Source organism: Oceanicella sp. SM1341, from assembly GCF_003448965.1.
In the GTDB taxonomy this organism is placed as follows: Bacteria; Pseudomonadota; Alphaproteobacteria; order Rhodobacterales; family Rhodobacteraceae; genus Paroceanicella.
In genome coordinates this window covers 41,953-62,642 of sequence record NZ_QRGC01000002.1, presented here as the reverse complement: position 1 = coordinate 62,642, position 20,690 = coordinate 41,953, and the positions used below count along the sequence as shown (strand labels likewise).

General features: G+C 70.7%; 14 protein-coding genes. 11 read left to right on the top strand and 3 right to left on the bottom strand.

Annotation, left to right across the window (positions count from 1 at the left end; genetic code table 11):
- Nucleotides 1-321: 321 nt before the first annotated feature.
- The 6 genes from D3P35_RS02265 (at nucleotide 322) to D3P35_RS02240 (ending at nucleotide 10,017) form a co-directional block, all read left to right on the top strand.
- Nucleotides 322-1,671 carry a CmpA/NrtA family ABC transporter substrate-binding protein gene (locus tag D3P35_RS02265; RefSeq protein ID WP_198670432.1) on the top strand — a complete coding sequence of 450 codons (1,350 nt, stop codon included), beginning with the start codon at nucleotides 322-324 and terminating at the stop codon, nucleotides 1,669-1,671.
- An 83-nt stretch (nucleotides 1,672-1,754) separates the two neighbouring features.
- Nucleotides 1,755-2,828 carry an ABC transporter permease gene (locus D3P35_RS02260; protein WP_118132849.1) on the top strand — a complete coding sequence of 358 codons (1,074 nt, stop codon included), beginning with the start codon at nucleotides 1,755-1,757 and terminating at the stop codon, nucleotides 2,826-2,828.
- 5 nt (nucleotides 2,829-2,833) lie between these two features.
- Nucleotides 2,834-4,498, top strand: a complete 1,665-nt coding sequence (locus tag D3P35_RS02255; protein WP_118132848.1) for an ABC transporter ATP-binding protein — start codon at nucleotides 2,834-2,836, stop codon at nucleotides 4,496-4,498.
- Between the two features lie 65 nt (nucleotides 4,499-4,563).
- The gene (nirB, locus tag D3P35_RS02250; RefSeq protein ID WP_118132847.1) at nucleotides 4,564-7,005 is read left to right on the top strand and encodes a nitrite reductase large subunit NirB; all 2,442 of its coding nucleotides are present in this window, start codon (nucleotides 4,564-4,566) and stop codon (nucleotides 7,003-7,005) included.
- Nucleotides 7,002-7,340 carry a nitrite reductase small subunit NirD gene (gene nirD / locus D3P35_RS02245; protein WP_118132846.1) on the top strand — a complete coding sequence of 113 codons (339 nt, stop codon included), beginning with the start codon at nucleotides 7,002-7,004 and terminating at the stop codon, nucleotides 7,338-7,340. Before nirB ends, nirD begins: the two co-directional genes overlap by 4 nt.
- Before the next feature lie 25 nt (nucleotides 7,341-7,365).
- Nucleotides 7,366-10,017 carry a nitrate reductase gene (locus D3P35_RS02240; protein WP_118132845.1) on the top strand — a complete coding sequence of 884 codons (2,652 nt, stop codon included), beginning with the start codon at nucleotides 7,366-7,368 and terminating at the stop codon, nucleotides 10,015-10,017.
- Nucleotides 10,018-10,023: 6 nt separating this feature from the next.
- Here the strand turns inward: D3P35_RS02240 and D3P35_RS02235 are convergent, their stop codons facing one another.
- Nucleotides 10,024-10,509 (bottom strand): Lrp/AsnC family transcriptional regulator, encoded by a 486-nt coding sequence (locus D3P35_RS02235; RefSeq protein ID WP_118132844.1) that lies wholly within the window; start codon nucleotides 10,507-10,509, stop codon nucleotides 10,024-10,026.
- Between the two features lie 253 nt (nucleotides 10,510-10,762).
- Here D3P35_RS02235 and D3P35_RS02230 point away from each other — a divergent pair, with 253 nt between their 5' ends.
- Nucleotides 10,763-12,394 carry an aminotransferase class V-fold PLP-dependent enzyme gene (locus D3P35_RS02230; RefSeq protein WP_118132843.1) on the top strand — a complete coding sequence of 544 codons (1,632 nt, stop codon included), beginning with the start codon at nucleotides 10,763-10,765 and terminating at the stop codon, nucleotides 12,392-12,394.
- Nucleotides 12,395-12,398: 4 nt separating this feature from the next.
- On the opposite strand, the gene D3P35_RS02225 is transcribed toward D3P35_RS02230, so the two are convergent.
- Nucleotides 12,399-13,604 (bottom strand): ROK family transcriptional regulator, encoded by a 1,206-nt coding sequence (locus D3P35_RS02225; protein ID WP_157982006.1) that lies wholly within the window; start codon nucleotides 13,602-13,604, stop codon nucleotides 12,399-12,401.
- A gap of 90 nt (nucleotides 13,605-13,694) precedes the next feature.
- A complete protein-coding gene (locus D3P35_RS02220; protein ID WP_118132841.1) occupies nucleotides 13,695-15,323 on the bottom strand; it encodes an alpha-D-glucose phosphate-specific phosphoglucomutase in 1,629 nt (542 codons plus the stop codon).
- A gap of 386 nt (nucleotides 15,324-15,709) precedes the next feature.
- Between D3P35_RS02220 and D3P35_RS02215 the strand changes: the two genes are divergently transcribed.
- From D3P35_RS02215 to edd, 4 genes are read left to right on the top strand one after another with little or no spacing between them, the layout of a single operon-like run.
- Nucleotides 15,710-16,642, top strand: coding sequence for a carbohydrate kinase (locus D3P35_RS02215; RefSeq protein WP_118132840.1), 933 nt, complete (start codon nucleotides 15,710-15,712; stop codon nucleotides 16,640-16,642).
- 23 nt (nucleotides 16,643-16,665) lie between these two features.
- Nucleotides 16,666-18,153: a glucose-6-phosphate dehydrogenase gene (gene zwf, locus D3P35_RS02210; protein ID WP_118132839.1), complete on the top strand. Its 1,488-nt coding sequence runs from the start codon at nucleotides 16,666-16,668 to the stop codon at nucleotides 18,151-18,153.
- The gene (gene pgl / locus D3P35_RS02205; protein ID WP_255418332.1) at nucleotides 18,150-18,839 is read left to right on the top strand and encodes a 6-phosphogluconolactonase; all 690 of its coding nucleotides are present in this window, start codon (nucleotides 18,150-18,152) and stop codon (nucleotides 18,837-18,839) included. Before zwf ends, pgl begins: the two co-directional genes overlap by 4 nt.
- A 26-nt stretch (nucleotides 18,840-18,865) precedes the next feature.
- Nucleotides 18,866-20,680: a phosphogluconate dehydratase gene (edd, locus tag D3P35_RS02200; RefSeq protein ID WP_118132838.1), complete on the top strand. Its 1,815-nt coding sequence runs from the start codon at nucleotides 18,866-18,868 to the stop codon at nucleotides 20,678-20,680.
- Nucleotides 20,681-20,690 lie beyond the last annotated feature (10 nt).

Here is a 20,690-nt window from a genome sequence, read left to right as displayed (position 1 = left end):
CCGCAGGTGCCAGCGGGCGAATCAGACCTGCGCCCCGCATGCACCGAAAATGCACGCCATATGGGCAAAATATGCCTGTATAATATGCACAAATGGCGAAACGCGCTTTCCCGCCTGATATTTTGGCACGGATTCCGACAAGGCGTTTGACTTGCGCCGCGCCGCAGCGCATAGAGAAGGCGACGGAGGCAAAGGCGCCTTCCTTTCGAATCCCCGCTCCGAAGTCGGAGCAGACTTGAGCAATGCCGCTCGAACTCAGCGACCCCTCACACGGGTCCGCGACAGTTCGAGCGGCATTTTTTTTGTTTCTGGAGATGCCCCATGCGACTGACCCGACTGCTCTGTGGCTCCGCCCTCGCGCTCGTCTCGGCCGTGCCGAGCATGGCCGAGATGCTGGATGTCGAGAAGGACGAACTGAAGTTCGGCTTCATCAAGCTCACCGACATGGCGCCCCTCGCCATTGCCTATGAAAAGGGATTTTTCGAGGACGAGGGCCTGTTCGTCACCCTCGAGCCCCAGGCCAACTGGAAGGTGCTGCTCGACCGCGTGATCGACGGCCAGCTCGACGGCGCGCACATGCTCGCCGGCCAGCCGCTCGCCGCCACCATCGGCTACGGCACCGAGGCGCATATCGTCACCCCCTTCTCGATGGACCTCAACGGCAACGGCATCACCGTGTCGAACGCGGTCTGGGAGGAGATGAAGAAGAACATCGCGCAGGAGGACGGCAAGCCGGTGCACCCGATCTCCGCCGCCGCACTGAAGCCGGTGGTGCAGGGCTACAAGGCCCAGGGCAAGTCCTTCAACATGGGCATGGTCTTCCCGGTCTCGACCCATAATTACGAGCTGCGCTACTGGCTCGCCGCCGGCGGGCTGAACCCGGGGTTCTACACGCCCGACAACACCTCCGGCCAGATCGACGCCGACGTGCTGCTCTCGGTCACCCCGCCGCCGCAGATGCCGTCGACCATGGAGGCCGGCACCATCGACGGCTATTGCGTGGGCGAGCCCTGGAACCAGCAGGCCGTCTTCAAGGGCATCGGCGTGCCGGTGATCACCGATTACGAGATCTGGAAGAACAACCCCGAGAAGGTCTTCGGCCTCACCGATGCCTTCGTGCAGGAGAACCCCAACACCGCCGTCGCCCTCACCAAGGCGCTGATCCGCGCCGCCATGTGGCTCGACGCCGATGACAACGCCAACCGGGCCGAGGCGGTCGAGATCCTGTCGCGCTCCGAATACGTGGGCGCCGACGCCGAGGTGATCGCCGCCTCGATGACCGGCACCTTCGAATACGAGAAGGGCGACGTGCGCGAGGTGCCGGACTTCAACGTGTTCTTCCGCCACAACGCCACCTACCCCTATTACTCCGACGCCATCTGGTATCTCACCCAGATGCGCCGCTGGGGGCAGATCGCGGAGGCGAAACCCGACACCTGGTATGCCGAGACCGCGGCCTCGGTCTACCTGCCGGACATCTACCTGCAGGCGGCCGAATCCCTCATCGACGACGGGCTGGCCGAACGCGATGATTTCCCTTTCGGCACCGATGGTTACAAGCCCGCCACCGCCGAGTTCATCGACGGTGTGGAATATGACGGCCACAGCCCCAACGCCTATCTCGAGCGCTTCGAGATCGGCCTGAAGGGCGAGGAGAAGGTCGGCGGCTGAGCCGCCGGCCCCGGCGGGAGGGGGTTCCCCTCTCCTCCTCCCGCACATCCCCACCGTTCCCCGGACCCCCGAAAGGCAGGACAATGACCGCCATCACTGATCCCACCCACGTCAAGGCGGCCCGCCAGGAGCGGCGCTTTGCCCGCATCACGAAGGCCGACAAGCTGTTCCGGCTCATCGGCCTCGCCTGGATCGCGCCCATGCTGCGCATCGCCGCCGGCGACCAGGCCGGCCCGAACCTGCGCGACATCTGGCGCACGCTGGGCATCCCGCTCGTGGCCATCGTGCTGTTCCTCGCCGCCTGGGCGGTGCTCGCCCCCCGGGTGCAGACCTCGCTCGGCGCGGTGCCCGGCCCGGCCGCGGTCTGGGAGCAGGCGGTTTCGCTGCACGAGGACTACCTGCGCGACAGCGCCAAGGCGGATGATTTCTACGCCCGGCAGGAGGCGCGCAACGCCAAGCTGGTGGCCGCCGGCAAGGAAGACGCGGTGAAGTGGCGCGACTACACCGGCGCCCCCACCTATTACGCCCAGATCTGGACCTCGCTGCAGACCGTGTTCTTCGGCTTCCTCGTGGCCACGGTGGTGGCGGTGCCGGTGGGCATCCTCTGCGGGCTGTCGCCGGTGGTGAGCGCGGGGCTCAACCCGCTGATCCAGATCTTCAAGCCGGTCTCGCCGCTGGCCTGGCTGCCCATCGTCACCATGATCATCTCGGCGGTCTACGCCACGAATGACGGGCTGTTCTCCAAGTCGTTCCTGATCTCGGCGATCACCGTCACGCTCTGCTCGCTCTGGCCGACGCTGATCAACACCGCGCTCGGCGTGGCCTCCATCGACAAGGACCTGGTGAACGTGGGCCGGGTGCTCAACCTCGACACCCGCACCCAGATCACCAAGCTGGTGCTGCCCTCGGCCCTGCCGCTGATCTTCACCGGGCTGCGCCTGTCGCTCGGCGTGGGCTGGATGGTGCTGATCGCCGCCGAGATGCTGGCGCAGAACCCCGGCTTGGGCAAGTTCGTCTGGGACGAGTTCCAGAACGGCTCCTCGCAGTCCCTCGCCCGCATCATGGTGGCGGTGCTCACCATCGGCATCATCGGCTACGCGCTCGACCGGCTGATGTTCGCGCTCCAGTCCATGTTCACCTTCTCGGCCACGCGGTGAGTGTCATGAAACCCATTCTCGAACTGCGCAACGTCTCCAAGGCCTATGGCAACACCCCGGTGCTGCGCGACGTGAACCTCTCCGTCACCGAAGGCGAATTCGTGGCCATCGTGGGCTTCTCCGGCTCCGGCAAGACCACGCTGATGAACATTCTCGCCGGGCTCGAGACGCCCGACACCGGCGAGGCGCTGTTCCGCTCCGCCCCCATCGAGGGGCCGGGGCCGGAGCGCGGGCTGGTGTTCCAGTCCTACTCGCTGATGCCCTGGCTCACGGTGCAGGGCAACGTGGCCCTGGCGGTGGACGCGGTGCACAGGCGCAAGTCCCGCGCCGAGCGGGCGGCGCTGGTGGCGCGCTACATCGGCATGGTCGGCCTCGCCCACGCGGCGGAGCGGCGGCCGGCCGAGCTCTCGGGCGGCATGCGGCAGCGCGTGTCGGTGGCCCGGGCGCTGGCGATGCAGCCGGAGGTGATCCTGCTCGATGAGCCGCTCTCCGCGCTCGACGCGCTCACCCGCGCCAACCTGCAGGACGAGCTGGAGGCGATCAGCCAGGCGGAGAAGAAGACCGTCATCCTGATCACCAACGACGTGGACGAGGCCATCCTGCTCGCCGACCGGATCATCCCGCTCGACCCCGGGCCGGACGCCACCCTGGCCGCCCCCTTCGAGGTGAACCTGCCCCGCCCGCGCGACCGCACGGCGATGAACTCGGACCCCGCGTTCAAGAGCCTGCGCGCGAAGGTGACCCAGTACCTGATGGAAGTGGGCATGACCGCCGCCGCCGGCCACACCCGGGTGCTGCCCGGCATCACCGCGGTGCACCACCTCGCCCCGAAGGCGCTGCGCGAGGCCGCGGCCTCGGCCAGCGACGACAGCCGCTACCTGCAGTTTTCCGACGTCCACAAGATCTACCCCACGCCGAAGGGCCCGCTCACGGTGGTGGAGGGGTTCGACCTCACGCTGGCCAAGGGCGAGTTCGTGTCGATCATCGGCCATTCCGGCTGCGGCAAGTCCACCGCGCTCACCATGGCGGCGGGGCTGAACGGCATCTCGAAGGGCGGCATCATCCTCGACGGCCGCCATGTCGAGGGGGCGAACCCGGAGCGCGCGGTGGTCTTCCAGTCGCCCTCGCTGTTCCCCTGGCTCACCGCGCGCGAGAACGTGGCGATCGGTGTCGACAAGGTCTACCCCAAGGCGAGCCGGCAGGAGCGCCAGGACGTGGTGGAGTATTACCTCGAGCGCGTCGGCCTCGCGGATGCGATGCACAAGCCGGCCTCGGAGCTCTCCAACGGCATGCGCCAGCGGGTCGGCATCGCGCGGGCCTTCGCGCTCTCGCCGAAGCTGCTGCTGCTCGACGAGCCCTTCGGCATGCTCGACAGCCTCACCCGCTGGGAGCTGCAGGAGGTGCTGATGGAGGTGTGGTCGCGCACCCGCGTCACCGCGATCTGCGTCACCCATGACGTCGACGAGGCGGTGCTGCTCTCCGACCGGGTGGTGATGATGACCAACGGGCCGCGGGCGCGCATCGGCAAGATCATGGACGTGGCCCTGCCCCGCCCGCGCACCCGCCGCGCCCTGCTCGAGCACCCGGACTACTACGCCTACCGCGCCGAGGTGCTGCAGTTCCTCGAGGATTACGAGCACGGCCACGCGAAGAAACGCGACGCCGCCTGAGACCGCGGCCCTCCCCCCGGCGGGGAGGGCGAACCCTGAGCCATCCATCCGGAAAGGACCCAGACATGGGACAGAAACTGGTTGTCATCGGCGCGGGCATGGCCTCGGGCCGCGCGCTGGAACATCTCTTCGAAACCGCCCCCGGCGCCTATGACGTCACCCTCTTCGGCGCCGAGCCGCGCGGCAACTACAACCGCATCATGCTCTCCCCCGTGCTCTCGGGCGAGAAGACATACGAGGAGATCGTCACCCATGACGCCGCCTGGTATGCAGAGCACGGTGTCACCACCCGCTTCGGCGAGGCGGTGACCGGCATCGACCGCACCCGCAAGGTGGTGATCACCGCCACCGGCGAGACGCCTTACGACAAGCTGGTGATCGCCACCGGCTCGACCCCGTTCATCATCCCGGTGCCGGGGCACGAGCTGCCGGGCGTGCTCGCCTACCGCGACCTCGACGACGTGGAGGCGATGCTCGCCGCCTCCCGCCTGCCCGGCGCCCGCGCCGTGGTGATCGGCGGCGGGCTGCTGGGGCTGGAAGCCGCGGCGGGGCTGAAGATGCGCGGCATGGAGGTGACCGTCCTCCACATCATGCCGCACCTGATGGAGCGCCAGCTCGACGCCTCCGCCGCCTTCCTGCTCGCCCGCGCGCTGGAGGCCCGCGGCATCGAGGTGCTGTGCGAGGCCCATACCGCCGAGATCCGCGGCCAGGGCCGGGTGGAGGGCGTGCTGCTCAAGGACGGGCGGGTGATCCCGGCCGACATCGTGGTGATGGCCGCCGGCATCCGCCCCTCCTCCGCCCTCGCCCGCGAGGCCGGCCTCGCCTGCAACCGCGGCGTGCTGGTGGACGACGCGATGGTGACCTCCGACGAGAACATCCTCGCGGTGGGCGAATGCGTCGAGCACGAGGGCGTGTGCTACGGGCTCGTCGCCCCGCTCTACGACCAGGCGAAGGTGGTGGCGAAAACCCTCACCGGGCAGGAGGCCGCCTTCACCCCGGTGGAGATCTCCACCAAGCTCAAGGTGACCGGCTGCGACCTGTTCTCCGCCGGCGATTTCGCCGAGGGCCCCGGCCGCGAGGAGATCGTGTTCCGCGACGCGATGCGCGGCGTCTACAAGCGCCTGGTACTGGAGGAGGGGCGCATCCTCGGCGCCGTGATGTACGGCGACACCGCCGACGGCGGCTGGTTCCTGAGCAAGATCAAGGCGCGCGAGGATATCTCCGAGATCCGCGACACGCTGATCTTCGGCCCGAATTTCGCCGGGGGGGCCACGCTGGACCCTATGGCGGCCGTTGCAGCCTTGCCGGATGATGCGGAGATCTGCGGCTGCAACGGCGTGTGCAAGGGGCAGATCATCGCCGCCATCGACGGGGGCGCCAAAAGCCTCGACGCGGTGAAGGCCGTCACCAAGGCCTCCACCTCCTGCGGCTCCTGCGCGGGGCTCACGGAAAAGGTGGTGGCCCTCACCCTGGGCGACGATTTCGTGCTGCCCGCCGCCAGCGGCATGTGCAAATGCACCGACCACAGCCACGACGAGGTGCGCAAGCTCATCCGCGCGCAGGCGCTGAAGTCGATCCCCGAGGTGCAGCAGGCGCTGCAGTGGAAGAGCTCCGGCGGCTGCGCCTCCTGCCGCCCGGCGCTCAACTACTACCTGCTGTGCGAATGGCCCGGCGAATACGAGGACCACGGCAAGAGCCGCTTCATCAACGAGCGCGTGCACGCCAACATCCAGAAGGATGGCACCTACTCGGTGGTGCCGCGCATGTGGGGCGGCATCACCAACGCGGCCGAGCTGCGCGCCATCGCCGACGTGGCGGAGAAATTCGCCATCCCCACGGTGAAGGTCACCGGCGGCCAGCGCATCGACCTCCTGGGCGTGCGCAAGGAAGACCTCCCCGCGGTCTGGGCCGATCTCAACGCCGCCGGCATGGTCTCGGGCCATGCCTACGCGAAGGGGCTGCGCACGGTGAAAACCTGCGTGGGAACAGAGCACTGCCGCTTCGGCACGCAGGACAGCACGGGGCTGGGGATCAAGCTGGAAAAGGCGCTCTGGGGCGCCTGGTCGCCGCACAAGTTCAAGCTCGCGGTCTCCGGCTGCCCGCGCAACTGCGCCGAGGCCACCTGCAAGGATTTCGGCGTGGTCTGCGTGGCCGAGGGCTACCAGCTCCATGTCGGCGGGGCCGCCGGCCTCGACGTGCGCCAGACCGAGCTCCTGTGCACCGTGAAGACCGAAGAGGAGGCGATCGAATACTGCGCCGCCTTCTACCAGCTCTACCGCGAAAACGCCCAGTACCTGCACCGGCCCTACAAGTGGATCGCGAAGGTCGGCCTCGATTGGGTGAAGCAGCAGGTGGTGGAGAACGAGGAGAGCCGCAAGGCGCTGACCGCGCGCTTCTTCCACTCCCAGAAATTCCATCAGAAGGACCCCTGGGCCGAGCGCGTGCGCGGCACCGATTCCCACGAGTTCGCCCCCCTGGCGGACCTGACACAGGTGGCAGCAGAATGAACGATTTCATCGACATCGGCGCGCTCGAGGACATCCCCTCCCAGGGCGCGAGGGTGCTGCGCACCCACGTGGGCTGCGTCGCGGTGTTCCGCACGGCGGAGGACGAGGTCTTCGCCCTCGACGACGCCTGCCCGCACAAGAAGGGCCCGCTCTCCAACGGCATCCAGCACGGGCGCTCGGTCACCTGCCCGCTGCACAACTGGGTGATCGACCTTTCCACCGGCCGCGCCACCGGCGCGGACGAGGGTGGGGTGGCGACCTACCCGGTGCAGGTGCGCGGCGGGCGCATCCTGCTCGATGCGAGCAGCCTCGCCGCGCGGCTCGCGGCGCAGTAACATGTCCCGCGCGGGAGAGACGGCCATGACCCAGGTCTGCACCACATGCCCCTACTGCGGCGTCGGCTGCGGGGTGATCGCCACCCCCACCGGCCCCGACAGCGCCCTGGTGAAGGGCGACCCGGCGCATCCGGCCAACTTCGGCCGGCTGTGCTCCAAGGGGGCGGCCCTGGGCGAAACCCTCTCGCTCGAGGGCCGGCTCCTCACCCCCCGCATCGCCGGGCGCGCCGCCGGCTGGGACGAGGCGCTGGGGCTGGTGGCCCAACGCTTCGCCGCCACCATCGCCGAGCACGGGCCGGATTCGGTGGGTTTCTACGTCTCCGGCCAGCTGCTGACGGAGGATTACTACGTCGCCAACAAGCTGATGAAGGGCTGGATCGGCTCGGCCAACATCGACACCAACTCGCGCCTGTGCATGGCCTCCTCCGTGGCGGGCCACAAGCGCGCCTTCGGCACCGACACCGTGCCCGGCACCTACGAGGACCTCGAGGAGGCCGACCTCGTGGTGCTGGTGGGCTCCAACCTCGCCTGGTGCCACCCGGTGCTGATGCAGCGCCTGCTCGCCGCCCGCGCCGCGCGCGGCACGAAGATCATCACCATCGACCCGCGCCGCACCAACAGCGCCGAGGCGGCCGACCTGCACCTCGCCCTCGCGCCCGGCTCGGACGTGACGCTGTTCAACAGCCTGCTGCGCGAGATCGGCGCCCGTGGCGCGCAGGACGCGGCCTGGCTCGCCGCCCATGTCTCGGGCGCGGAGGAGGCCTTCGCCGCCGCCCGCTACGCGACGCCCGAGGAGACCGCCCGCGCCACCGGCCTCACGGCGGCCGAGATCGCCGCCTTCCACGAGATGTGGATCGGCACGCCGCGCGTCGTCACCGTCTACTCCCAGGGGGTGAACCAGGCGACGGACGGCACCGACAAGGTGAACGCCATCCTCAACTGCCACCTCGCCACGGGCCGCATCGGCAAGCCCGGCGCCTCGCCCTTCTCGGTCACCGGCCAGCCCAACGCGATGGGCGGGCGCGAGGTGGGCGGGCTCGCCAACATGCTCGCCTGCCATCTCGACATCGAGAACGAGCGCCACCGCGCCCTCGTCCGCGGCTTCTGGGACAGCCCGCGCCTGCCCGAGCGCGCCGGGTTGAAGGCGGTCGACCTGTTCGACGCCTGCGCCACGGGGCGCATCAAGGCGCTCTGGGTGATGTGCACAAACCCCGCCGTGTCGATGCCGCGGGCCGACCACGTGGCCGAGGCCATCCGCACCTGCGAGTTCGTCGTGGTCTCCGACATGATGGCCGACACCGACACCACCCGCCTCGCCGACGTGCTGCTGCCCGCCACCGGCTGGGGCGAGAAGGACGGCACGGTGACCAATTCCGAGCGCCGCATCTCGCGCCAGCGCGCCTTCCTGCCCGCCCCGGGCGAGGCGCGGGCCGACTGGCGCATCATCTGCGATGTCGCCGCCCGCATGGGCTTCGGCGCCGGCTTCGACTATTCCGGCCCGGCCGAGATCTTCCGCGAATACGCCGCCCTCTCCGGCCTCGCGGCGCGGGAGGGGAAGGATTTCGACCTCGGCGGCCTCACCGGGCTCTCTGACGCGCGCTACGACGCCCTCGCGCCGCAGCACTGGCCGGTGCCCGCCGCGGGCCCCGCCGGCGGGCGCTTCTTCGCCGAGGGCGGCTTCTTCACCCCGGACGGCCGCGGCCGCATGCTGCCGCTCAGCCCCCGCACCAGCCCCAACGCGGTGAGCGCGGACTACCCGCTGCTGCTCAACACCGGCCGGGTGCGCGACCACTGGCACACCATGACCCGCACGGCGAAATCGGCCCGGCTGAGCCGCCATCTCGCCGAGCCCTTCGTGGAGGTGCACCCGGCCGATGCCGCGGCCGCCGGCCTCGCCCCCGCCGCCCTCGCCCGCATCGAGAGCCCGCATGGCGAGATGGTGGCCCGGGTGCGCATCACCGACCGCACCCCCGCCGGCGTGCTCTTCGCGCCGATGCACTGGACCGGGGAGTGGAGCTCCAAGGGCCGGGTGGATGCCGTGGTGGCCGCCGAGACCGACCCGGTCTCCGGCCAGCCGGAGCTCAAGCGCACCGCGGTGCGCCTGCGCGCCCTCGCCCCGGTGTGGTTCGGCTTCGCCGTCACCCGCCACGCCCCGGCGCCGCGCGGCGGCTACTGGGCCCGGGCGCGCACCGAGAACGGCTGGCGGCTGGAGCTCGCCGGCGAGAGCACCCCGCCGGACTGGGAGGGCTACGCCCGCCGCCTGCTCGGCATCCCGGCAGAGGCGGTCGCGGTCTCCTACCTCGACGCAGGGCTGGGCCAGGCGCGCATCGCCTTCCTCGCGCCCGGCGGCGGCATCGCCGGGGCGTTCTACGCCGCACCCTCCCCGGTCGCGGTGGCGCGGGATTTCGTGAGCGGCGCGCTCGAGGCGGAGGACGGCAGCCCGGGAGACATCCTCGCCGGCCGCCCCGGCGCCGGCCGCACCGACCCCGGGCCCACGGTCTGCGCCTGTTTCAACGTGGGCGTGAACACCATCACCGAGGCGATCCGCGCCCGCGGCCTGCTCACGGTGGAGGCGGTGGGCGAGGCGCTGCAGGCCGGCACCAACTGCGGCTCCTGCAAGCCCGAGCTGCGCGCCCTCATCGCCGCCGCGGGGCGTGACAGGATGGCGGCGGAGTGAGGCGCCTCAGCCCTCCTCGCCGCCCCCGGTGGCGAGGTATTTCACCGGCACGGCGGTGGTGAACTTCATCTCCTCCATCGCGATGGAGGAATTCACCTCGGAAAACTCCAGCCGGGCGATCATCCGCTTGTAGACGAGGTCGTAGCGGGCGATGTCCGGCACCACGATCTTGAGGATGTAGTCGGTCCGCCCGGTGAGACGGTAGGCCTCGACGATCTCCTCGGTCTCCTCCACCAGCGCCTTGAAGGCATCGAGCCACTGCACCTCATGGCGCGGCGCCTTCACGCCGATGAACACGGTCATCGGCAGGTTGGCCTTGGCATGGTCCACCAGCGCCACGCGGCGGCGCAGCACGCCCAGCTCCTCCAGCCGGCGGATGCGGCGCCAGCAGGGGGTCTTGGACAGGCCCACCTCCTCGGCGATCCGCGCCACCGGATAATCCGCATCGCGCTGCAGGATCTCCAGAATTCTCTGGTCCGTCGCATCGAACATAGCCGTTCCCCCAGGATTCCCCTCGGCCCCAGTCTGCCCTCTGCTGCGGCGCAGCGCCATGCCCGGCAGGCAGCCGACGCCCCGCCAACCCGGATCGGAACGCCATGCCACGCCTCAAGGGTATCACGCATCTCCATACTACGATGATCAAGTTTGAGAGAACTGTGTGTTGACTTTCACCCCGAAGGCAGGCCAGAAATATTTCACACGATTTCCCGCAAAACCTGTCCCGCAGATGCCCCGGAGCCGCCCCATGCCCATTGCCCCCGTTCCCGCCTGCCCGGAGGCCCTCGTCACCCGCATCCGCGAAGGCGTGATCGGCGAAGGCGACGCGGTGGAGGGGCCCTTCGGCCCGCGCCGGCTGATCTACGCCGATTACGTGGCCTCCGGCCGCGGGCTCGACTTCATCGAGGAGGCGATGCGCGCCCGCGTCCTCCCGCTCTACGCCAACACCCATACCGAAACCTCCGCCACCGGGCGCGAGACCACCCGCCTGCGCGAGGCCGCCCGCGCCGCGGTGCGCCGCGCGGTGGGCGCCGAGCCGCGCCACGCGGTGATCTTCGCCGGCGCCGGCGCCACGGGCGCGGCCGACAGGCTGGTGCGCGGCCTCGCGCCCGGCCCCGACACCGTGGTGTTCATCGGCCCCTACGAGCACCATTCCAACGACCTGCCCTGGCGCGAATGCGGCGCGCAGACCGAGCGCATCGCCCTCGACGCCGCGGGGCGGATCTGCCTCGACAGCCTGCGCGCCGCCCTCGCCCGCCACGCGGGCGCGGGGCTGAAGATCGGCGCCTTCTCCGCCGCCTCCAACGTCACCGGTGTCACGTCGGACCTGCGCGGCCTCGCGCGGGTGCTGCACGGCGCGGGGGCGGTGTTCGTGTGCGATTTCGCCGCCGGCGGGCCCTACATGCCGATCGACATGGCCGAGAGCGCCCCCGGCGCTGCCGACGGGATCGACGCCATCCTGCTCTCGCCGCACAAGTTCGTCGGCGGGCCCGGCGCCTCGGGCGTGCTGGTGGCGGACCGGGCACTGTTCCGCTCCGCCTGCCCGGGCATCGCCGGCGGCGGCACGGTGAGCTACGTGACCGAGACCAGCCATGTCTTCGTGCGCGACATCGAGCGGCGGGAGGAGGCGGGCACGCCCGACATTCTCGGCAACATCCGCGCCGGCATGGTGCTGGAGCTGAAATCCGCCGTGGGCGCGGGCCGCATCGCGGCGCTGGAGCGCGCGCATGTGGCGCGCCTCACCGCAGCGCTCGACCGCCTGCCGGAGGTGGAGATGCTCGGCCCCCGCGAGGCGGAGCGCTTCGGGGTGTTCGCGCTCAACATCCGCGCCGGCGCGCGGCTGCTGCACCACAATTTCACCGTGGCGCTGCTCAACGATCTCTTCGGCATCCAAGCCCGCGGCGGCTGCTCCTGCGCCGGGCCCTACGGCCACGCGCTGCTCGGCATCGGGCCGGAGCGCGCCCGCGCCCATGCCGCACAGGTGGCGGCGGGCCGCGCGCTGTTCCGCCCCGGCTGGGTGCGGCTGGGGGTGAACTATTTCCAGGCGGAGGAGACGGTGGACGCGCTGGCCGAGGCGCTGCGCTTCATCGCCCGGCGCGGGGCGGCCTTCCTGCCGCGATACACGGTCGATGCCGCGAGCGGCACCTGGCGGGCCAGGGGCGAAGGCCCCGCCGCGCCCGCCTCGCTCAGCGCGCTGTGGGGCGCGGCACCGCCCGCGCTTGCGGCGCCCGATTTCGCGGCCTGCCTCGCGGAGGCGGAGCGGCTGGCGGATGCGCCTGTCACGGCGGCGGAGGCCCCGGCGCTTCCGGCCGAGGCGGAGGCACTGCGCTGGTTCTGGCTGCCCGGCGAGCGGCCGGGGGCCGGGGCGGCCGCGGCCTGAGGCCTCAGGCCTCGACCCGGCGCTTCACCAGCAGCTCGCGGTCGGGCGAAAAGGACCGCGCGATGGGCAGGATGGCCGCGCCAAGCGAGCGGGCGGCAAAGCCGATGCTGCCGGCGCGGATCTCCACCGGGCTGGTGCCGGTGACATCGAGCAGGGCGAAGGCGCGGCGGGTCTCCTCGGTGAGCGCCTCCACGTCCACCGCGTCGAGCATCGCGTCGATCACCACGCCCTCGAAGTCGATCACCGCCACCGAGGCGGCGATGGCATGGGCGATGCCGCGCGCCGCGCGGGCGCGCCAGTCGAGCCAGGCCGGGTGCTCGCGCGCCATGCGCACCTTCTCGCGCATCTCGCCGGCCGAGCCGATGCCGGCGGAGGCGAGCGAGCGGTCGAGCCCCAGCAGCGAGGCCTGGCGGATGAGCTGCTCCGGCCCGCCCGGCCCCGGCACCGGCATCGAGCCGATGGCCCCGGCATTGGCCCGCGTGCCTTCCAGCAACCGCCCCTCCAGCACGATGCCGCCGCCGATGAACGTGCCCACGTAGATGTAGAGCGCCGAGGAAAACTCGAAGGCCCGGCCCAGCATCATCTCGGCGGCGCAGGCGGCGGTGGCGTCGTTCCACAGCTCCGTGGGCAGCTCGAACAGCCGCTTCACCGTGCCGAGGATGTCGACCTCGTCCCAGTCCTGCAGCTCGCGCGGCCCGAGCTCGAGCACGTCGCCCCAGCCCGAGAGCGTTCCGGGGGCCGCCACGCCCACGCCGATGATGCGCTCGCGCCGCTCCGGCGAGACCTCGGCCATCAGCGCGCAGGCCTCCAGCTCGAGCCGGGCCATCACCTCGGCGCAGCGCGGCACGTCGTAGCGCGCCTCGCGCGCGAGGATCACCTCGCCGAGGAAGTCGACCAGCGCGAGCTCGAGGCTGCGCCGCCCGATCTTCACCCCGATCGACAGCGCCCCCTCCGGCGCCAGCGCGATGGGGGTGGAGGGCTGGCCCACCTTGCCGCGCACCTTCTCCTCCTTGCGCACCAGCCCTTCCTTGAGCAGCGCGTTCACGATCACCGAGGCGGATTGCGCGGTGAGGCCGGTGGCCCGGGCGATCTCGGCCTTGGGCATCGGGCCGTTCTGGCGGATGAGGTCGATGATCAGGCGGCGGTTGTAGGCACGCAGGCCGGCCTGGTCTCCGCCGGGAATCGTCGAGGGCGGCATCGGATAATTCACTCCCTGTGATTTTCCTCCAGCATCCCCCAGGGCGCGCGAAAGCGCAATGCTTCCGCGCGCGCCGCCCGGGGGAGGCCGGGAGGCCGGGTATCAGGTGATCACGTCGGGGGCGGGGCGGCCGGTGCGCGCGGCGATGCCGGCCAGTTCGTCGGCGGCGGAGATCACCGCGGCGAGGGCCTCCTGCGGGTCGCGGTGGTGCTGCGCCGGGTCGGCCTCGAACTGCTCGACGTAGAGGCGCAGCGTGGCGCCCACGGTGCCGGTGCCCGAGAGGCGGAACACCGCGCGGGCGTCCTCCTCGAAGAACACGCGGATGCCCTGGCTCTTCGCCTGCGAGCCGTCGACGGGGTCGGTATAGGCGAAATCATCCGCCTCGCGCACGGTGAGCCCGGCCACCTTGCGGCCCGTGAGCCCCGCGAGCCCGGCGCGCAGGTCGGCCATCAGCGCCTCGGCGGCGGGCTTGTCGACGCCCTCGTAATCGTGGCGGGAGTAGTAGTCGCGGCCGAACTCGGCCCAGTGCTCCTTCAGGATCTCCGCCACCGGCTGCTTGCGCACCGCGAGGATGTTGAGCCAGAGCAGCACCGCCCAGAGCCCGTCCTTCTCGCGCACGTGGTTGGAGCCGGTGCCGGCACTTTCCTCGCCGCAGAGCGTGGCGAGGCCGGCGTCGAGCAGGGTGCCGAAGAACTTCCAGCCGGTGGGCGTCTCGTGCGCGCCGATGCCGAGCTTGAGCGCCACGCGGTCTGCCGCGCGAGAGGTGGGCATGGAGCGGGCGACGCCGGCGAGCCCGTCGGCATAGCCCGGCGCGAGATGCGCGTTGGCCGCCAGCACGGCGAGGCTGTCGGAGGGCGTCACGTAGGCGCCGCGGCCCACGATCATGTTGCGATCGCCGTCACCGTCGGAGGCAGCGCCGAAATCGGGCGCATCGTCGGACATCATGAGGTCCATCAGCGGCCTGGCGTAGGTCGGGTTGGGGTCCGGGTGGCCGCCGCCGAAATCGGGCAGGGGCACGGCGTTCATCACCGTGCCCTCGGGTGCGCCGAGCAGGCCCTCGATGATCTTCGTCGCGTAGGGGCCGGTCACGGCATGCATGGCGTCGAAGCGCATGGTGAAGCCGGAGGCGAAGAGCTCGCGGATGGCGCCGAAGTCGAACAGGCTCTGCATCAGCTCGGCGTAGATCTCCACCGGGTCGATGACCTCGACCACCATGTCGCCCAGCGTCGCCTCGCCCAGCGCCGCGATGTCGGGCGCGGCCTCCTCGAGGATGTGGTACTCGGAGATGGTGGTGGTGCGCTCGTGGATGGCGGAGGTGATCGCCTCCGGCGCCGGGCCGCCGGCGGGGATGTTGTACTTGATGCCGAAATCGCCGTCCTTGCCGCCGGGGTTGTGGCTGGCCGAGAGGATGATGCCGCCGTCGGTCTTGCGGGTGCGGATCACGGCGGAGGCGGCGGGGGTGGAGAGGATGCCGCCCTGGCCCACCACCACGCGCGCCACGCCGTTTGCCGCCGCCATGCGCAGGATGGTGCCGATGGCCTCGGTGTTGAAGTAGCGGCCGTCGCCGCCGAGCGTGAGGGTCTTGCCCGCGGGGTCGATCACGTCGAAGAGCGACTGGACGAAATTCTCGAGGTAGCCGGGCTGCATGAACACGGCGGTCTGCTGGCGCAGGCCCGAGGTGCCGGGCTTCTGGCCGTCGATCGGTTTCGTCGCGATGGTCGTTTTGCTCATAAGGTCCTCGATGCCCTGGGCGGGGCCATGGAAATGACATGTCTCGGCGGCGCGCCCCCCGGCGGCCGCCCGGTACACCCCTGCTGGTGCAAATACATGGCCGATGCCGCGCGGCCTGTCCATGCCGCGCTGCGGCGGCCTGCCGCTTTGCCGCGGCCCGGGGGCGATGTACCCCCGCGGGGGCCGCCGGGGCTCTACCTAGCGCGCCCGGGCCCGACGGCACGCCTTCTTTGCATCTTGCCGTTCTCCGCCCGGGGCGTTAGAAAAAATCACTCTTGATTACTAATCTACAAGATCACCGGGAGCCGGACACGACGGGCACGACCGTCGGGCCGCGAAGCCCGGGAGGGAGGAAACCGGATGGCGCAAACAGCCATGGAAACGACATGTTCCTGATCTGCGGCGAAGCCCTTTTCGATGTCTATGTCGGCGAGACGACATCGACCGGCGTGATGCTCGATGCACGCATCGGCGGCTCGCCCTACAACGTGGCCATGGGCCTGTCGCGCATGGGGCGCGCCGCCGGCCTGCTCACCGGAAACGCGCAGGACAGCCTGGGCGCGCGGCTGATGAAGGCCGCCCGCGACGAGGGCATGGACACCCGCTTCCTGCTGCCCAAGCCCGCGCTCACCACGCTTGCGCTGATCGGCGTCGCACCCGACGGCGCGGCGCAGTACAGCTTCTACTCCGAGGGCTCGGTGGACTGGGCGGTGACCGAGGCGGACCTGCCCTCGCTCGAGGGCATCAGCGCCGTGCACGTGGGCTCCTACTCGCTGGTGCTCGAGCCGGCGGGCTCCTCCTTCCTCACGCTGGCGCGGCGGGCGCGCGGCTCGCGGCTGGTGTCGCTCGACCCCAACATCCGCCTCGGCGTGGTGCCCGACCGGGCGCGCTGGCAGGAGCGCATCGGCGATTTCCTGCGCTGCGCCGACCTGGTGAAGGTCTCGGACGAGGATCTCGCCGTGCTCTGCCCCGGCAAGGGGGTGGAGACCGCGGCGCGGGACTGGCTGGCCATCGGCCCGAAGATGGTGGTCGTCACCCTGGGCGGCGAGGGCGCCTTCGCCGTCACCGCCGAGCACATGGTGCGGGTGCCGGGCAAGGCCATCCGGGTGGAGGACACGGTGGGCGCGGGCGACACTTTCCAGGCCGCCCTGTTGACGGCGCTCGACGAAATGGGCCATGCATCTCCTTCCGCGATCGCGGAACTCTCGGCCGAGACGATTTCCCGCGCACTGGCATTTGCCGTGGAGGCCTCGGCCATTACCTGTCAAAGACGCGGTGCGGACCTTCCGCACCGCCACCTGCTGCCGGCGCTAGGTTAGCCGGCCGGAATCCGGAGGTCCCGATGGTTGCCCGCACGATCCCTGTCCAGCCCTTTGACCTGGTGGTGTTCGGCGCCACGGGAGACCTTGCCCGGCGCAAGCTCCTGCCCGGGCTGTTCCACCGGCTCCAGGCCGGACAGATGCCCGAGGACGCCCGCATCTTCGGCGCCGCCCGCTCCGAGCTCGACGACGAGGGCTACCGCGCCATGGCCCGCGAGTCGCTCGAGGAATTCGTGAGCAAGGAAGACCGCACGCCGGAGCTGGTGGAGTGCTTCCTGGGCATGCTGCACTACGTTTCGGTGGACGCGAGCTCGGACGAGGGCTGGCCGGTGCTGGCCGAGCGCATGGGCGAGGGAGACGCGGAGCGCGTGCGCGCCTTCTACCTCTCCGTCGCCCCGCGCTTCTTCGGCGCCATCGCCGACCGGCTGGCCGAGAACGGCCTCGTCACCCCCGAGAGCCGCATCGTGGTGGAAAAGCCGCTGGGCCGCGACCAGGAGAGCGCGCATGCGCTCAACGAGCGCCTCTCCAGCCATTTCACCGAGGCGCAGATCTACCGCATCGACCATTACCTCGGGAAGGAGACGGTGCAGAACCTGATGGCGATCCGCTTCGCCAACGCGCTTTTCGAGCCGCTGTGGAACGCCCGGCACATCGACCATGTGCAGATCACCGTGGCCGAGAGCATCGGCGTGGAGGGGCGCGGCAGCTACTACGACCAGTCCGGCGCCATGCGCGACATGGTGCAGAACCACATGATGCAGCTCCTCTGCCTCACCGCCATGGAGCCGCCGGCGCATTTCGACCCCGACGCGGTGCGCGACGAGAAGCTCAAGGTGATCCGCGCCCTCGCCCCCATGGGCCCCAACGAGGTGCCCCGCGCCACCGTGCGCGGCCAGTACCGCGCCGGCAGCGGCGGGGCGAGCTACCTCGAGGATGCCGAGAACCCCGACAGCACCACCGAGAGCTACGTGGCCCTGCGCGCCGAGATCGCCAACTGGCGCTGGAAGGGCACGCCCTTCTACCTGCGCACCGGCAAGCGGCTGCGCACCCGGATGTCGGAGATCGCGGTGTTCTTCAAGGACCCGCCGCATTCCATCTTCACCGACCAGGTCTCGGCCCTGCACGGCAACGCGCTGATCATCCGCCTGCAGCCCGACGAGGGCATCACCCTGCGCATGACCATCAAGGACCCCGGGCCCGGCGGCATGCGCCTCACCGAGGTGCCGCTCGACATGACCTTCGCCGACGCGATGGGCGCGAAGAACGGCACCAAGGTGCGCATGCCCGACGCCTACGAGCGCCTGATCATGGACGTGATCCGCGGCAACCAGACCCTGTTCATGCGCGGCGACGAGGTGGAGGCCGCCTGGGCCTGGACCGACCCGATCATCGCCGCCTGGGGCGCCTCGGGCGAGAAGCCCCAGCCCTATGACAGCGGCTCCTCCGGCCCGGAGGACGCGCTGATGCTGCTCCACCGCGACGGCCGGCGCTGGCGCGAGATCGCGTCGTGAGCCCCGCCGGCCCGCGCGAGGATTTCCCCGACAGGGTGACCCTGATGGCCGCCCTCGCCGGCCGGGTGGCGGGGCTGCTGGCCGAGGCGATCGCCGCCCGCGGCCGGGCCACGCTGGCCGTGCCCGGCGGCACCACGCCGGGGCCCTTCCTCGAGCTGCTGTCGGAGACGGATCTCGACTGGAGCAGGGTCTCGGTGATGCTCACCGACGAGCGCTTCGTGCCCGAGAGCTCGGAGCGCTCCAACACCGCCCTCCTGCGTCGCACCCTGCTGAAAGGCCGCGCCGCCGCCGCCACGCTGGTGCCGCTCACCGCGGAGGGCGAGAGCCCGGAGGCGGTGCTGCCCGGCCTCGCGGAGGCGGTGCGCGCGGCGCTGCCGCTCGATGTCTGCGTGCTCGGCATGGGGGCGGACATGCACACCGCCTCGATCTTCCCCGGCGCCGACAAGCTGGCCGAGGCGCTGGCGCCCGATGCGCCGGAGCTGCTGCCGATGCGCGCGCCCGGGGCGCCCGAGCCGCGCATCACCCTCACCGCGCCGGTGCTTTCATCGGCGCGTCACATCTTCGTGCTTCTCACCGGGGCGGAAAAGGCCGAGGCGCTCGCGCGTGCGCTCACGCCGGGCCCGACGGAGGAAGCGCCCGTACGCGCCGTGCTCTCGCATGGCGCCACAGTGGTCTACGCGCCCTGAACTGCCCCTGAAAGGGAGGAAGCGACATGAGCCTCAAGCCAATGGTCGCGGACGTCACCGCCCGCATCAAAGCCCGCAGCGCCGAGACGCGCAGCGCCTACCTGGAGCGCTGCTCCCGCGCGGCCGAGGCCGGCCCCGGCCGCGCCCACCTGAGCTGCGGAAACCTCGCCCACGCCGCCGCCGCCGCCGGCCCCGACCAGGACAGCGTGGCGCTGGAGCGCGCGCCCAACATCGGCATCATCACCGCCTACAACGACATGCTCTCGGCCCACCAGCCCTACGAGCGCTTCCCCGAGCTGATCCGCGAGGCGGCCCGCGCCAACGGCGGCACCGCGCAGGTGGCCGGCGGCGTGCCGGCCATGTGCGACGGCGTCACCCAGGGCCAGCCGGGCATGGAGCTGTCGCTGTTCTCGCGCGACGTGATCGCGCTTGCCGCCGGCGTGGGCCTCACCCACAACGTGTTCGACGCCGCGCTCTTCCTCGGCATCTGTGACAAGATCGTGCCGGGGCTGGTGATGGCGGCGGCCACCTTCGGCCACCTGCCGGCGATCTTCCTGCCCGCGGGCCCGATGCCCTCGGGCATCTCGAACGACGAGAAATCGGTCATCCGCAACAAGTTCGCCACCGGCGAGATCGGGCGCGAGGAGCTGCTGCGCTCCGAGATGGCCGCCTATCACGGCCCCGGCACCTGCACCTTCTACGGCACGGCGAACACCAACCAGATGCTGATGGAGTTCATGGGCCTGCACCTGCCGGGCTCGAGCTTCGTGAACCCCAACACGCCGCTGCGCGACGCGCTCACCCGCGCGGGCGTGAAACGCGCGCTGGAGATCACCGCGCGGGGCAACGAGTTCACCCCCGTCTCCGAGGTGCTCGACGAGCGCGCCTTCGTGAACGGCATCGTGGGGCTGAACGCCACCGGCGGCTCGACCAACCTGCTCATTCACCTCATCGCCATGGCGCGGGCGGCGGGCATCGTGCTTGCCTGGGAGGATTTCTCCGACCTCTCGCAGGTCACGCCGCTGATGGCCCGCGTCTACCCCAACGGGCTGGCCGACGTGAACCATTTCCACGCCGCGGGCGGCCTCGGCTACATCATCGGCGACCTGCTCTCCGAGGGGCTCCTGCACGACGACACCCGCACCGTGGCCGGCATCGGCCTCGCGCGCTACACGCAGGAGCCCAAGCTCGATGCGAACGGCGAGGTGCGCTGGGAAGAGGGCGCGAAGGAGAGCCTGAACGACCGGATCGTGCGCCCCGCCGCCGACCCCTTCGCCCCCACCGGCGGCCTGCGCCTGCTGCGCGGCAGCCTCGGCTCGGCCTGCATCAAGATCTCCGCCGTGAAGGAGGAGCGCCACATCATCGAGGCGCCGGTGCGCATCTTCCACGATCAGGAGGCGGTGAAGACCGCCTTCCGCGCCGGCGAGTTCACCTCCGATTTCATCTGCGTGGTGCGCTTCCAGGGGCCCAAGGCCAACGGCATGCCGGAGCTGCATTCCCTCACCCCGATGCTCTCGGTGCTGCAGGAGCGCGGGCTGAAGGTGGCGCTGGTGACCGACGGGCGCATGTCCGGTGCCTCTGGAAAAGTGCCGGCCGCGATCCATGTGAGCCCTGAGGCTACGGATGGCGGGCCGATTGCGCGGCTGCGCGAGGGCGATATGCTGCGCCTCGACGCGGTGGCCGGAACGCTGGATGCCCTCGTCGACCCCGCGGAATGGGAGGCCCGCACCCCCGTGGCGGCCGATCTCTCCGGCAATGCCTTCGGGCTGGGCCGCGAGATGTTCGCCGCCTTCCGCAACGTGGTCGGCAGCGCCGAGACCGGAGCCGCAGTGGCGGTCTGAGGAAGAAGGA